The 13100-nt window shown below is 59.5% G+C and carries 14 protein-coding genes; 9 read left to right on the forward strand and 5 right to left on the reverse strand.

Annotated features, from left to right (window positions below; all coding sequences use genetic code 11):
* Positions 1 to 19 precede the first annotated feature (19 nt).
* The 6 genes from ACZ5RG_RS13015 (at position 20) to ACZ5RG_RS13040 (ending at position 4642) form a co-directional block, all read left to right on the forward strand.
* Positions 20 to 1915: a sigma-54-dependent Fis family transcriptional regulator gene (locus tag ACZ5RG_RS13015; protein WP_464447282.1), complete on the forward strand. Its 1896-nt coding sequence runs from the start codon at positions 20 to 22 to the stop codon at positions 1913 to 1915.
* Positions 1916 to 1989: 74 nt separating this feature from the next.
* Positions 1990 to 2640, forward strand: a complete 651-nt coding sequence (locus ACZ5RG_RS13020) for a glutathione S-transferase (protein WP_464447283.1) — start codon at positions 1990 to 1992, stop codon at positions 2638 to 2640.
* Between the two features lie 131 nt (positions 2641 to 2771).
* A complete protein-coding gene (locus ACZ5RG_RS13025; RefSeq protein ID WP_315237418.1) occupies positions 2772 to 3143 on the forward strand; it encodes a TraR/DksA family transcriptional regulator in 372 nt (123 codons plus the stop codon).
* A 20-nt stretch (positions 3144 to 3163) separates the two neighbouring features.
* Positions 3164 to 3538, forward strand: coding sequence for a hypothetical protein (locus tag ACZ5RG_RS13030; protein WP_464447284.1), 375 nt, complete (start codon positions 3164 to 3166; stop codon positions 3536 to 3538).
* An 85-nt stretch (positions 3539 to 3623) separates the two neighbouring features.
* Positions 3624 to 4037, forward strand: coding sequence for a VOC family protein (locus ACZ5RG_RS13035; protein WP_298596331.1), 414 nt, complete (start codon positions 3624 to 3626; stop codon positions 4035 to 4037).
* A gap of 5 nt (positions 4038 to 4042) precedes the next feature.
* Entirely contained in the window at positions 4043 to 4642 is a 600-nt protein-coding gene (locus ACZ5RG_RS13040) for a MarC family protein (protein WP_298596328.1), read from the forward strand.
* Between the two features lie 9 nt (positions 4643 to 4651).
* Here ACZ5RG_RS13040 and mrdA read toward each other — a convergent pair whose 3' ends face one another.
* The 4 genes from mrdA to ACZ5RG_RS13060 all read right to left on the reverse strand — a co-directional run bounded on the left by mrdA (position 4652) and on the right by ACZ5RG_RS13060 (position 9204).
* The gene (mrdA, locus tag ACZ5RG_RS13045) at positions 4652 to 6625 is read right to left on the reverse strand and encodes a penicillin-binding protein 2 (RefSeq protein WP_298596326.1); all 1974 of its coding nucleotides are present in this window, start codon (positions 6623 to 6625) and stop codon (positions 4652 to 4654) included.
* Between the two features lie 2 nt (positions 6626 to 6627).
* Positions 6628 to 7149, reverse strand: coding sequence for a rod shape-determining protein MreD (mreD, locus tag ACZ5RG_RS13050; protein ID WP_019429244.1), 522 nt, complete (start codon positions 7147 to 7149; stop codon positions 6628 to 6630).
* Positions 7146 to 8087: a rod shape-determining protein MreC gene (gene mreC, locus ACZ5RG_RS13055; RefSeq protein ID WP_464447285.1), complete on the reverse strand. Its 942-nt coding sequence runs from the start codon at positions 8085 to 8087 to the stop codon at positions 7146 to 7148. Before mreC ends, mreD begins: the two co-directional genes overlap by 4 nt.
* A 73-nt stretch (positions 8088 to 8160) precedes the next feature.
* The gene (locus ACZ5RG_RS13060; protein ID WP_312260677.1) at positions 8161 to 9204 is read right to left on the reverse strand and encodes a rod shape-determining protein; all 1044 of its coding nucleotides are present in this window, start codon (positions 9202 to 9204) and stop codon (positions 8161 to 8163) included.
* A 211-nt stretch (positions 9205 to 9415) separates the two neighbouring features.
* Here ACZ5RG_RS13060 and gatC point away from each other — a divergent pair, with 211 nt between their 5' ends.
* The 3 genes from gatC to gatB are packed head-to-tail and all read left to right on the forward strand — an operon-like array spanning position 9416 to position 12688.
* Positions 9416 to 9715, forward strand: a complete 300-nt coding sequence (gene gatC / locus ACZ5RG_RS13065; protein ID WP_019429241.1) for an Asp-tRNA(Asn)/Glu-tRNA(Gln) amidotransferase subunit GatC — start codon at positions 9416 to 9418, stop codon at positions 9713 to 9715.
* An 8-nt stretch (positions 9716 to 9723) separates the two neighbouring features.
* Positions 9724 to 11205: an Asp-tRNA(Asn)/Glu-tRNA(Gln) amidotransferase subunit GatA gene (gene gatA / locus ACZ5RG_RS13070; RefSeq protein WP_464447286.1), complete on the forward strand. Its 1482-nt coding sequence runs from the start codon at positions 9724 to 9726 to the stop codon at positions 11203 to 11205.
* A gap of 1 nt (position 11206) precedes the next feature.
* On the forward strand, positions 11207 to 12688 hold the full coding sequence (gatB, locus tag ACZ5RG_RS13075; RefSeq protein WP_464447287.1) for an Asp-tRNA(Asn)/Glu-tRNA(Gln) amidotransferase subunit GatB: 1482 nt from the start codon (positions 11207 to 11209) through the stop codon (positions 12686 to 12688).
* Positions 12689 to 12729: 41 nt separating this feature from the next.
* Here gatB and ACZ5RG_RS13080 read toward each other — a convergent pair whose 3' ends face one another.
* Positions 12730 to 13074: a hypothetical protein gene (locus ACZ5RG_RS13080; protein WP_464447288.1), complete on the reverse strand. Its 345-nt coding sequence runs from the start codon at positions 13072 to 13074 to the stop codon at positions 12730 to 12732.
* Positions 13075 to 13100 lie beyond the last annotated feature (26 nt).

A 13100-nucleotide genomic window follows, 5' to 3' on the forward strand; every position in this document is an offset into this window, starting at 1 on the left:
TCGCCACCGGAGACAAACCATGCGCCCTCACGCGATCTTGCCCACCCCGCAGCTCAGGCAGGCCCGACTTCAACTGGTCGAGCAAGGCATAGCGCCTACATCGGCGATTGGCGCACTGGTGGCCAGGTCATGGAGCCGCAGTCTGACGGCAGGGCTGTCGCCCATCGGCCGTTTGGACTGTCACGACAACTTGGCGGGCAGCAGCCTGCAACGCGCCCGCACGCTCAACCATGACCTGATCAGCCATTCAGAGCCGGTGATGGAGTACCTGTTCGAGCAAGTGCGCCAAAGCCACAGCATGGTGATCCTGGCCGACGCACAAGGCGTCTTGATGCACACACTGGGCGATCTGGATTTTTTGAACAAGGCCGATCGGGTGGCTCTGCGATGCGGTGCCTCTTGGGCCGAAAACCAACGTGGCACCAACGCCATCGGCACGGCTTTGGCCGAAACACACGAAGTGGAAATCAATGGCGCAGAACACTATCTGGACCGCAATGGCTTTCTGACCTGCGCGGCTGCGCCCATTTTGTCGGCACAAGGCAGGCTCATGGGCATCCTCGACATTTCTGGCGATCACCGCAGCCGCCACCCCCACACCTTGAGTCTCGTGTCAACCGCTGCACGCATGATCGAAAACAGCTTGGTCCTGTCTGCCTGCCGCCAGCAAATCATGGTTCAACTGCACACACGGGCAGAAGGCATAGGCACTGTCGCACAAGGCATGCTGGCTTTTTCGGAGGATGGCTGGCTGGTCGGGGCCAACCGCAAAGCACTGGACTTGCTGGGAATTCAGCACACCGACATGGGTGCGACCAGCTGGCCTCACTTGTTCGACGAAGACTTCGAGCGACTGCTCGGTTTGCAGCACCGCAGCGGTGGTCGCCCAAGTCTGTTGCACACACGACAGGGCATCGCGATCCATGCCCAACTGCACAGCCAAAGTCAGGTGCAACAAAAGATCACCATCAGTGCGGCACCCGCACGCGACGCACTGAACCGCTTGGACAGCGGAGACCCCTTGTGGCGTCAGTCTGCAGACAAGGCCCGCCGGGTCATCGACAAAGACATTCCTTTGCTGGTCTTTGGCGAGTCGGGGGTCGGCAAAGAACTGTTTGCGCAAGCGGTGCACCAATGTTCTGCCCGCAAGGACAAAGCATTCGTCGCCGTGAATTGCGCGGCCCTACCTGAACACCTGATCGAGTCAGAGTTGTTTGGTTATGTGGGTGGCGCGTTCACCGGAGCTTCTCGGCAAGGCGCTCCGGGTCGTCTGCGCGAGGCCCATGGCGGCACCTTGTTTCTGGATGAGATTGGGGACATGCCCATCGCGCTGCAAACGCGCTTGCTGCGGGTGCTGCAAGAGCGGATGGTCACACCACTCGGTTGTGGCACACCCGTTGCGGTCGATTTCAATCTGATTTGCGCTACGCATCAAAATTTGCGTGAAGCTGTTGAAAAGGGCCAGTTCCGCAGCGACCTGTACTACCGCATCAACGGACTGCAGGTGCAGCTGCCTGCCCTGCGTGAACGCAATGACTTTGCAACATTGACGCAACGCATCCTGCAAGATTTGGCACCCGATGCAGGATTGAGCATCACGCCCGACGTGATGACGACCATGGCGTCGTTCAACTGGCCTGGCAACCTGCGCCAACTCAGCCATGTCTTGCGCACTGCCGTCGCCTTGATGGACCCTCATGAATCACAGATCAGCTGGATTCACTTGCCGGACGATTTGATTCGAGACATTCAAAATCAGACCCAGCAACAGACCCCCGATGGGCCAGCACAAAATCTGCACGAACTGTCGATCAAGGCCATCCAGCAAGCACTTGAAAATGCCCGAGGCAATGTTTCAGCAGCAGCACGCCAATTGGGCATCAGCCGTCAGACGCTTTACCGCAAACTTCAATAAGCAAGGTCATCTGCGCGACCGAAGTCTGCTTGCGCTCGCACTACGCTAGCAAACCCCTTCACGGAGATTCATCCATGCTCACACTCTGCGGCTTTGCAGCCAGCAATTACTACAACAAAGTCAAATTCGCCCTGCTCGAAAAAGGTGTGCCCTTCACCGAAGAGCTGGCCTGGGTAGGCCAGACCGATTCGGCATGCAGCCCGCTGGGCAAAGTGCCTTACATCAAAACCCCCCAAGGTTCGCTGTGCGAGTCGGGCGTGATCATGGAGTACATAGAGCACCAATACCCCCAAAACCCCTTGCTGCCCGCAGACCCTTTTGCCGCAGCAAAGGTCCGCGAGCTGGTGACTTTTCTGGAGCTGCACCTCGAGCTGGTGGCCCGCAACTTGTACCCACAGGCATTCTTTGGCGGGCAGATCAGCGACAGCGCCAAGGAAAAGACAGGTGCCCAACTTGAGAAAAACGTGGCGGCATTGGCCCAACTGGCCCAGTTCAACCCCTTCATGCTGGGCAACAAACTGAGCTTGGCCGACTGCGCGGCGGTGGTGCATTTGCCCTTGGTGTCGGCTGCCACCAAACTCGTTTACGGGCGCGACTTTCTGGCCGACCTGCCGGTGCGCGACTACCTCAAACGCATGGGCGAGCGCCCCAGCCTGCAACAGGTCAACGCCGATCGCAAAACCAACACCGAGTTGATGCTTTCCCGAGCCAAAGCCAAAGTTTGAGCGCAAAGGGAGGCAACGCCCTTGCCTCCCAAAGCAGATGTGACCAGTGCCCTGTGGGTCAGCGCACGGCTGCACCCTGTTGGTTGACCTGCATCAATGTCAACGCGATGTGGCTGTTTCATGATGAACACATGAGCACCACACCACCCTCCTCTCCAGATGTCTTTCAGGCCCTGCTGATCCAGGCCCGCACGCAACTGCTGGAACGCATGGCGTACGAGCGCGGCGGCCTTGTGTCGCGCGCAGACATGGCCGCCGACCACTTTGACAACAGCTTCCAGTCGCGCGCCCAGATCCAAACTGAACGGCAAACCGAGTTCGCCATGAACGAACACGAAACGGCCGAGTTGGGCGACATCGAAGCCGCCCTGAAACGCATCCAAGCAGGCACCTACGGCCAGTGCACAGACTGCGGCGTCGTCATTCCGCCCGCCCGGCTGCAGGCCTACCCCACCGCCAAGCGCTGCATCAATTGCCAGTCGTTGGCCGAACAACACCGTTAATTTTTTACACAAAGAGCACCATGAGCACTTTTCACGCCGTTGTCTGGATGGACCACCAAGAAGCACATGTCGTCATGTTTGACCGAGAGCATGTCGAAGCCCAGCGCATCAAATCGCGCAGCCACCACAAACACCAAGGCAAAGCCGGCGACATTGCTGCCTTTTTTACCGACGTGGCCCACGCCCTGAAAGGCACACACGAAGTGCTTTTAACCGGGCCAGGCATCGCCCGCAACGAATTCCGGGACTGGTGCCTGGCGCACCAAAAAACCACCGCCACGGCCATCGTCGACAGCATCGCAACAGATCACCCGTCGGACGCCCAGTTGGTCTCATTGGCGAAGCAATACTTCAAAAAATTTGACGCGATGGCAGCCGACCCGACGCAGGCCTGACCGCTTGGGATTCAGCCTTGCCGAGACTTGAGGCTGCGGGTTCTTCCTGCTGGCCCTGTGGTGACTGGCTGCTATGCTTTCGGGCATGCACAGCTTGTTTCACTTCGCTTTTCACGTCACCGACCTCGACGAGGCCCGCCGTTTTTATGGCGGCACACTCGGTTGCCAGGAAGGTCGCTCCACCGACACCTGGGTGGACTTTGACTTTTTCTCGCACCAAATCTCCCTGCATCTGGGTGAGCCGTTCAAGACCAGCTTGACAGGTCATGTGGGCGATCACTTGGTGCCCATGCCGCACTTTGGCTTGGTCTTGCAAAAGGACGATTGGCAACGCCTGGCCGAACGCCTGCAGGCCGCTGGCATGGCCTTTGTGGTCGCGCCGCACCTGCGTTTTGCAGGTCAGCCGGGCGAGCAATGGACCATGTTCTTCATGGACCCCTTCGGCAACCCGATTGAAGTGAAAGGCTTTGCCAGTCTGAACACGGTTTACGCGAGCTGATGGGCATGGAACACACATTTGCTTCGGCCACCATCTTGCTGCTGCTGATCACCGACCCGCTAGGCAACATCCCGATTTTTGTGAACACCTTGCGGGCCGTGCCGCCCGAACGACGTGCCCGCGTCATCGTGCGCGAAGTGCTGATCGCCTTTGGCCTGCTGCTGGCCTTCATGTTTGTCGGGCAATCGTTCCTGAAGGCGATGAGCCTGTCGGATGTGTCTTTGCAAATTGGCGGTGCGGTGGTGCTGTTTTTGATCGCGTTGCGCATGATCTTTCCACCCCCGCCGCAAGATTCGCCCGTGCCTGCCGCCGAACCACTGATCGTGCCCTTGGCCATTCCGGCCTTGGCGGGCCCTTCGGCCATGGCCACTGTGCTGCTGCTGGTCAGCCAGGCGCCCGAGCGTCGGCTGGAGTGGGTCGCCGCCCTCACGGTGACCATGCTGGTTTGTGCGGTGGTTTTGTTGCTGGCCGAGCGCTTGCAACGGGTGGTTGGTTTGCGCGTGGTCTCGGCCTTTGAGCGCTTGATGGGCCTGATTTTGGTGTCCATCTCGGTGGAGATGCTGATCCGGGGCCTGAAGTCTCTGGCGCAAAGCTGGCCACACTGAGGCCCCTGCTCAGTTGAGTCGGCGGGCTTCCAATGGCACGTCCTGCTTGGTGCGTGGTTTGCCGATCGGGCTGGCCGTCTGGCCTTTTTGGGTCGCGGCCATGTCTTCTTCGCTGGGGTATTGCCCCAACAACCAATAGTCAAAAACACGCCGGGCAATCGGGGCGGCAGAGGCCGCACCGAAACCGGCATTTTCGACCACCACCGCCACCGCGATCTTGGGGGCCTCTGCAGGTGCATACGCCATGTACAAGGCGTGGTCGCGTTGGTATTCGGACAAATTCGCGGCGTTGTACTTGTCCTTTTGGCCAATGGTCACCGCTTGGGCTGTCCCTGTTTTACCCGCACTGGAATACCCGGCACCCGCAAACACGCGCGCAGAAGTGCCTGAAGTCACCACGCCCACCAAGCCGTTGCGTACCACGCTCATGTGCTCAGGTTTGAAGCCCAGGTTGAGCGGCTCAGGTGAGTTGACTTGGGTGGGCACATGGGTCAGCGCGTCTTGTGTGGCCGTGACGACATGGGGCTTGAACTGCATACCCCCACTGGCCAGTGTGGCCGTGGCCGAAGCCAGTTGCAGCATGGTGAAGGTGTTGTAACCCTGGCCAATACCCAGCGAAATGGTCTCACCGCCATACCACTTCTTTTGTTCGGGCTTTTTGTAGTAATTGCGCTTCCATTCGGTGCTGGGCAAAATGCCGCGCACCTCACCAGGCAGGTCAATGCCCGTGATCTGACCAAAACCCAGCGGCTTCATGAAGTCGTGGATGGCGTCCACCCCCATCTCGTTGGCCAGCGAGTAGTAATAGACGTTGCTCGACAGCACGATGGAGCGGACCATGTCCACAGGCCCAAGCCCTGAGTCGCCGTGGCTGCGAAAGGTGTGGCCACCATAGCTCCACGAACCGGCATCGTTGATGATGGTGCTGGCACTGCGTTTGCCAGTGGTCAACGCGGCCATGGCCATGAAGGGCTTATAGGTCGAGCCCGGCGGGTAGGTGCCCCGCAAAGCCCGGTTGAGCAGTGGCTTGTCGATCGACTCGTTGAGGATTTTCCAGTTATCGACATCAATGCCATCGACGAACAAATTGGGGTCAAACGTGGGCTTGCTGACAAACGCCAGCACCTCGCCCGTGTTGGGGTCCAGCGCCACCAAAGCGCCGCGACGGGTACCAAACAGGTCCTCCACCATTTTTTGCAACTGGATGTCGATCGACAAAACCACGTTCTGCCCCGGCGTGGCCAAGTGGCTGGACAGGCTTCGGGTGGCTCGACCGCCAGCCGAGGTTTCAACCCGGTTCACCCCTGTGATGCCGTGCAGCTCGCGCTCGTAGCGTTGCTCCACACCCAATTTGCCGATGTATTCGGTGCCCCGGTAATTGCCGACATCGTCGTCTTCTTCGATGCGTTCTTTTTCCTTGGCATTGATGCGCCCGATGTAGCCCACCACATGGCTGGCCAATTCACCGTAAGGGTATTGTCTGAACAGGCGGGCCTTGATTTCAACGCCCGGAAAACGGTAACGCTGTGCGCTGAAACGCGCCACCTCTTCGTCATTCAGCCGGGTGCGAATTGGCAAGGAGTCAAAGCTGCGCGAATCTTCCCGCAAACGCTTAAACCTGCGGCGGTCTTTGCCTTGGATTTCCACCACCTCGGCCAATGCGTCGATCGTGGCCTCGAGGTCGGCCACTTGGGAGGGCGTGATTTCGAGGGTATAGGCCGAGTAATTGCTGGCCAGCACAACCCCATTGCGGTCCAGAATGGTGCCGCGTGGGGGCACCGTCGGGATCACCGCCGTGCGGTTGTTTTCGGCCTGTTCCAGCAAGTCCTCGTGTCGCACGATTTGCAAATAGGACAAGCGGACGCCCAACAAAAGAAAGCAAACCAGCACCAGCACTTGCACCACGGCCACCCGAGCGCGAAACCGCTGAAGTTCGGCTTGGCTATCGCGCAACTCGGCAAGTGAAGGCAGCCAGAATGACATGGTCAAAGGGGCCGGATGTTGTCGGGGTCAAAAGCACGCCGCTGCGGTGCCAGCAACAAGGCCCCGATCAGTGGCCACAGGGCTGCCTGCAGCAACGGCGCAAAGAGTTGACTCCAGTGAGGCCAGGCATCGTGCACGATCAAGCGCGTGAGCCACTCCAGCAATGCAGCAATCACAAACAGCGGAACGATCTGCAGGGCTTGCTCACGCAACGGAAACCACAACAGCCGCCGTTGCACAGCCAGCGCCATGCCGCTCAGCACCACATAAGACAAAGCGTTTTGCCCCAGCAAGGCCGACTCGTGCACATCCAGCGCCAAGCCCAGCACAAAAGCCAGCACCACACCCACACGCCTGGGTTGATAAACATTCCAGAACACCACCACGATGGCCAGCACATCGGGTAACCAATGCCACCCCACCAAGCCGAGCAACATGTTCAGCAACAGGCCCACAACCACGGTCATGGCAATGAACCGGGGGTTGGCGGGCAACAGCAAGGGACGCCCTGCGGGCATGATCATGGTTTGACTCCTGCTGATGAGGCCGCAGCTGTCCGGCCTTTGCTCACACGTTTGGGCTCAGGTGGGGGCGTGGGTACAGTGGGCCAGTCTTTCGTTGGCATCAGCACCAGCAAATGCCGCCCCCTCGGCTTGGCCGCCGGAATCGCGTGAACCCGGGCAAACGACGAATCAACGCGGCGGTCAATCTGGCTGACCGTGCCCACATGCAAGCCCGGCGGATAAACACCGTCAATGCCGCTGGTGGTGAGCAAGTCACCTTGTTTGACATCCGTGCTGGCCGGCACAAATTTCAACTCGAGTGCCCCAGCAGACAGGGTCGGATCGCCAACAGCGACATGGCGGCTGCCCGTTCGGGCATTCACCACAGGAATGCTTTGGGCCCGGTCTGTGAGCAGCGTCACTTCGCTGACCAAGGCATACACGCGTGTGACTTGCCCCACCACGCCGCCCGCGTCAATGACCGCAGAACCTAGCACGATGCCCCCGACTTGTCCTCGGTCCACCACGATGCGATCGGTGTAAGGGTCGGCCGTTTCGTAAAGCACTTCAACCGCCTTGGCTGGCCCTGCAATTTGTGCACGCAAATCCAGCAACTCCCGCAATTGGGTGTTTTCCAGTTTCAATTGTTCAACTTGCTGCAAACGCTGGGCCTGCGCGATGGTGCGCGTCTGGAAGTTTTGTGCGGCATCTTGCGCCTCTTCCAGGTTGTGAAAGTATTGACCCATGCCTCTGACCGCGCGCGCAGGCTGCAGCGACAGCCATTGCAAGGGGGACAGCACAATGGCAATGCCCGCACGCAGCGGCTGGGAGATCTGGAAACGGTGGTCTGATGCCATCAACAAAATCGACAGCAGCGCCAAGAGCACCAGTTTGGAGGTGACAGACAGGCCCTGCCGAAAAATCGGCGGGGAACTGCGTTCAAGGGTATCCAGAGCCATGGAGGTGTTGCGCCGGATTCAGGTTTGAAAAGGCTTGATCTGTGACTGCCGGAAAACAGCCAACGAGCGTGCCTTATTCGCTGGTGAAAATGCTACCCAACTGGTCCATGCGGTCCAGCGCCATGCCGCAACCCCGCGCCACACAGGTCAGCGGGTCTTCGGCCACCAAAACAGGCAAACCGGTTTCTTCGGCCAGCAGACGGTCCAGGTCGCGCAGCAATGCGCCGCCGCCCGTGAGCATCATGCCGCGCTCGGCAATGTCAGCGCCCAATTCGGGTGGCGTGTGTTCCAGCGCGGTTTTGACGGCGGACACGATCTGATTGAGCGGGTCGGTCAGGGCTTCCAGGATTTCGTTGGAGCTGATGGTGAAGCTGCGTGGCACGCCTTCGGACAGGTTGCGGCCCTTGACTTCCATCTCCTTGACTTCACTGCCAGGAAAGGCCGAGCCAATGTTTTTCTTGATCGATTCGGCGGTGGGCTCGCCAATCAGCATGCCGTAGTTGCGGCGGATGTAGCTGATGATGGCTTCGTCAAACTTGTCACCACCCACGCGCACGCTGCCTTTGTAGACCATGCCGCCCAGCGAGATCACGCCCACTTCGGTGGTGCCGCCACCGATGTCGACCACCATGGAGCCCGAAGCTGCCGACACCGGCAAACCTGCGCCGATGGCTGCGGCCATGGGTTCTTCGATCAAATACACCTCAGACGCGCCTGCGCCCAAAGCCGATTCGCGAATCGCCCGGCGCTCGACCTGGGTAGAGCCGCAAGGCACACAAATGATGATGCGGGGGCTGGGGCGGAAGGTGCTGCGGGGGTGCACCATGCGGATGAACTGCTTGAGCATTTGCTCAGTCACGGTGAAGTCGGCGATCACGCCGTCTTTCATGGGGCGAATGGCTTCGATGTTGCCGGGCACCTTGCCCAGCATGGCCTTGGCTTCGTGGCCCACGGCTTGCAGGGTTTTCTTGCCCTGGGGTCCCCCTTCGTGGCGGATGGCAACGACCGAAGGCTCGTCGAGCACGATGCCCTTGTCGCGCACAAAAATCAGGGTGTTGGCGGTGCCCAAGTCAATGGCCAGATCGCTGGAAAAATAACGGCGGAAAGAGGAAAACATTGGGGAGTCCTTTGACGCTCAGCCCCAAGGCCCGCAGAGGGGACTGTTTGGGGTAGCGCGGCGGTCAAATTTGGTGTGTCTTTAGGGCTGGCTCAGAGGCTTTGCTGTGAACGGCGCCAAACACAGGATAATACCCGATCCCCCGGTAAAACAGACGCATTCATGTGCCGTTCCAGCCGGAAAACCCGTCATTTACAACTCGTTTCAAACCATGTCCCTGACCCCGCAGGATATTGCCCGCATCGCCAACCTCGCCCGCCTGGAATTGCAGCCCGACGAAAGTGAGCGCATGCTGACTCAGATCAACGGCTTTTTTGGCATCGTCGAGGCCATGCAGGCGGTGGACACGACCGGAATCGAGCCCATGGCCCACCCCGTGGCTGCCATTCAGGACATCACATTGCGCCTGCGACCCGACGTGGTCAGTGAACCCAACCAACGCGACCTGAACCAGCGCAGTGCCCCCGCCGTCGAGCGCGGCCTGTTTCTGGTGCCCAAGGTGATCGAGTGAGCCGCACCATGACGACATCCAACCTGCACGACATGACCGTGGCCGAACTGGCCCAAGCCCTGAAATCCAAACAAGTGAGCGCCGTCGAAGTAGCGACCCGCTTTTTGGCCCAAACCGGTGGCAACCCGCATAACGCCTTCCTCGACATCGACAGCGAAGTGACCTTGGCGCAAGCCCAAGCCAGCGACGTCCGCCTGGCAGCAGGCACGGGCGGCCTGCTCGAAGGCGTACCCGTGGCGCACAAAGACGTGTTTGTGACGCGTGACTTTGTCACCACCGCAGGCTCCAAAATACTCACCGGCTACCGCTCGCCTTTTGACGCGACGCTGGTGCAAAAGCTCGGCGCATCTGAATTCGGCGGCGCAGGCATGGTCACATTGGGCAAGCTCAACTGCGACGAATTCGCCATGGGTTCGGCCAACGAAAACTCGGCTTTCGGCAAAGTCACCAACCCCTGGGACACGGCCCGCGTGCCCGGCGGCTCATCTGGCGGCAGCGCTGCGGCGGTGGCCGCACGCCTGACCCCCGCTGCGACTGGCACCGACACCGGCGGCTCGATCCGCCAGCCTGCCAGCTTTTGCGGCATCACCGGCATCAAGCCCACCTATGGTCGCGCCAGCCGTTACGGCATGATCGCCTTCGCCTCTAGCCTGGACCAGGGCGGCCCCATGGCCCGCAACGCCGAAGACTGCGCTTTGTTGCTGAGCGCCATGTGCGGCCCCGATCTGGACCGCGACTCGACCTCGCTCGACGTGCCCGCCGAAGACTTCACCGCCTCATTGAACGCCTCCATCGAAGGCCTGCGCATTGGCGTGCCTAAGGAATTCTTTGGCGAAGGCCTGACTGCCGATGTGCGCGCCGCCGTCGACGGCGCTTTGCACGAGTACGAAAAGCTGGGCGCCAAGTTGGTGCCCATCAGCCTGCCGCGCACCGAGCTGTCCATCCCGGTTTACTACATCATTGCCCCGGCCGAAGCCAGCTCCAACCTGAGTCGCTTTGACGGTGTGAAGTTCGGTCACCGCGCCAAGGACTATGTGGACTTGGTCGACATGTACAAAAAGACCCGCGCCGAAGGCTTTGGCAGCGAAGTCAAGCGCCGCATCATGACGGGCGCTTATGTGCTGAGCCACGGCTATTACGACGCCTATTACCTGCAAGCGCAAAAAATCCGCCGCATGATCGCCGACGATTTCCAAAACGCGTTCAAGCAATGTGACGTGATCGCGGGCCCCGTAGCCCCATCCGTGGCCTGGAAATTTGGCGAAAACGCCAACGACCCGGTGGCCGACTATTTGGCCGACATCTTCACCTTGCCCGCCTCACTGGCTGGCTTGCCCGGCATGAGCCTGCCCGCAGGCTTTGGTGCGGGCAACATGCCTGTGGGCCTGCAGTTGATCGGCAACTACTTCCAAGAAGCCAAGTTGCTGAACGCTGCGCACCGACTGCAACAAGCCACCGATTTCCACCTTCGCAAGCCGGAGGGCATTTGATATGACCGCTAAATTAGTTCAAGGCTACGAAGTCGTCATCGGCTTTGAAACGCACACCCAACTCTCGACCCAGAGCAAGATTTTCAGCCGCGCCTCGGTGGCGTTTGGTGCCGAGCCCAACACGCAAGCCTGCGCGGTGGACATGGCCCTGCCCGGCACACTGCCCGTGATGAACATGGGCGCGGTCGAGCGCGCCATCGAATTCGGTCTGGCCGTCAACGCGCACATCGCCGAGCGCAGCATTTTTGCGCGCAAAAACTACTTCTACCCCGACCTGCCCAAGGGCTACCAGATCAGCCAGTTCGAGATCCCGGTGGTGCAGGGCGGCGAGGTGTCGTTCTTCCTCGAAGAAGGCAAAGAAACGGTGCGCAAAACCGTGCGTCTGGAGCGTGCCCACCTGGAAGAAGACGCGGGCAAATCGCTGCACGAGGATTTCATTGGTCAAAGTGGCATCGACCTGAACCGCGCCGGCACACCCCTGCTGGAGATCGTGACCCAGCCTGACATGCGGAGCAGTGATGAGGCCGTGGCCTACGCCAAAGAGCTGCACAAGATCGTGACCTGGGTCGGCATTTGTGACGGCAACATGCAAGAAGGCAGCTTCCGCTGCGACGCCAACGTGTCGGTGCGCAAGCCCGGTGGCCCTTTGGGCACCCGCCGCGAGATCAAAAACTTGAACAGCTTCAAGTTCATGCAGCAAGCCATTGACTACGAAGTGCGCTGGCAGATCGACCAAATCGAAGACGGCCACGCCATCCAGCAAGCCACCGTGCTGTTCGACCCCGACACCGGCGAGACCCGCGCCATGCGCACCAAGGAAGACGCCGCCGACTACCGCTACTTTCCTGACCCCGACCTGCCGCCGCTGGTGATTGGCCGCGATTGGGTGGAGCGCGTCAAAGGCGAGATGGCCGAGCTGCCCCGCGTGATGGCCGAGCGCTTCGTCAAAGATTACGCGCTGCCCGAATACGACGCCACCCAGCTAACGCAAAGCAAGGCGGTTGCCGCCTACTTTGAAGCCACGGCCAAGGCCTGCGGCCAAGCCAAACTGGCCAGCAACTGGATCATGGGCGAAGTGTCACGCCGCCTGAACGCCAGCGAGATGGCGATCGAACAAGCCCCGGTGAGCGCCGCCCAACTGGCCGCCCTGATTGGCCGCATCAGCGACAACACCATCAGCAACAACGCAGCGCGTCAGGTGTTTGAAGCGTTGTGGACCGAAGGTGCGGATGCGGAGGGCGCCGCTTGCGCAGCGCGTGTCGACGCCATCATCGAAGCCAAAGGCCTCAAGCAGATGAACGACACCGGCGAGCTGGAAAAGATCATCGACGACGTGCTGGCCGCCAACCCCAAGAACGTGGAAGAGTTCAAAGCCGGCAACACCAAAGCCCTGAACGGCCTGGTCGGCCCGATCATGAAAGCCAGCAAGGGCAAGGCCAATCCGGGGCAGGTTAATGCGCTGTTGATGAAGAAGCTCCGGTAAGAATTATTCCGAGTTGTCCAAAAGAATGGCTGGTATGCTTTTTAATTGGAAGGCTTAGCAGTCTTTAGCATTTCAGCTAGGTTTTTCAATTCAAAAATTCGCTCCTTTTGCTCGGGCGAAAGCTGATTGAAATCATTCAACTCTTCTAATTTTTCGGAGATTACATCCAAGGTGAGCTGCTGGCGCTCAAGGTCGCGAATTTTTCTTAGCAGCGTGTCGGCTAGCGTTGTTGATCCCCACTTCGCATCCACATCCAGTATGACTTCATCGCTCGGCTTGATTTGACGAAGTAGGGCACGCATTAGGTCTATGCAGCTGACCATTTGAAACGATATGCCAATCAGCACAATCAGGAGTAGTGTTGCAATGATGTTCAGGTAAGTCATGTATTTTTGTCTCTTAAGTTTCAGAA

Source organism: Limnohabitans sp. TEGF005, assembly GCF_055394835.1.

What these genes read in the sequence shown, in the direction of transcription:
- ACZ5RG_RS13060 (WP_312260677.1), bottom strand. Translation starts at nt 9,204, where the DNA reads ATGTTTTCCTCTTTCCGCCGTTATTTTTCCAGCGATCTGGCCATTGAC.
- ACZ5RG_RS13035 (WP_298596331.1), top strand. Translation starts at nt 3,624, where the DNA reads ATGCACAGCTTGTTTCACTTCGCTTTTCACGTCACCGACCTCGACGAG.
- mrdA (WP_298596326.1), bottom strand. Translation starts at nt 6,625, where the DNA reads ATGTCATTCTGGCTGCCTTCACTTGCCGAGTTGCGCGATAGCCAAGCC.
- ACZ5RG_RS13025 (WP_315237418.1), top strand. Translation starts at nt 2,772, where the DNA reads ATGAGCACCACACCACCCTCCTCTCCAGATGTCTTTCAGGCCCTGCTG.
- gatC (WP_019429241.1), top strand. Translation starts at nt 9,416, where the DNA reads ATGTCCCTGACCCCGCAGGATATTGCCCGCATCGCCAACCTCGCCCGC.
- mreC (WP_464447285.1), bottom strand. Translation starts at nt 8,087, where the DNA reads ATGGCTCTGGATACCCTTGAACGCAGTTCCCCGCCGATTTTTCGGCAG.
- ACZ5RG_RS13080 (WP_464447288.1), bottom strand. Translation starts at nt 13,074, where the DNA reads ATGACTTACCTGAACATCATTGCAACACTACTCCTGATTGTGCTGATT.
- gatB (WP_464447287.1), top strand. Translation starts at nt 11,207, where the DNA reads ATGACCGCTAAATTAGTTCAAGGCTACGAAGTCGTCATCGGCTTTGAA.
- ACZ5RG_RS13040 (WP_298596328.1), top strand. Translation starts at nt 4,043, where the DNA reads ATGGAACACACATTTGCTTCGGCCACCATCTTGCTGCTGCTGATCACC.
- mreD (WP_019429244.1), bottom strand. Translation starts at nt 7,149, where the DNA reads ATGATCATGCCCGCAGGGCGTCCCTTGCTGTTGCCCGCCAACCCCCGG.
- ACZ5RG_RS13030 (WP_464447284.1), top strand. Translation starts at nt 3,164, where the DNA reads ATGAGCACTTTTCACGCCGTTGTCTGGATGGACCACCAAGAAGCACAT.
- ACZ5RG_RS13015 (WP_464447282.1), top strand. Translation starts at nt 20, where the DNA reads ATGCGCCCTCACGCGATCTTGCCCACCCCGCAGCTCAGGCAGGCCCGA.
- ACZ5RG_RS13020 (WP_464447283.1), top strand. Translation starts at nt 1,990, where the DNA reads ATGCTCACACTCTGCGGCTTTGCAGCCAGCAATTACTACAACAAAGTC.
- gatA (WP_464447286.1), top strand. Translation starts at nt 9,724, where the DNA reads ATGACGACATCCAACCTGCACGACATGACCGTGGCCGAACTGGCCCAA.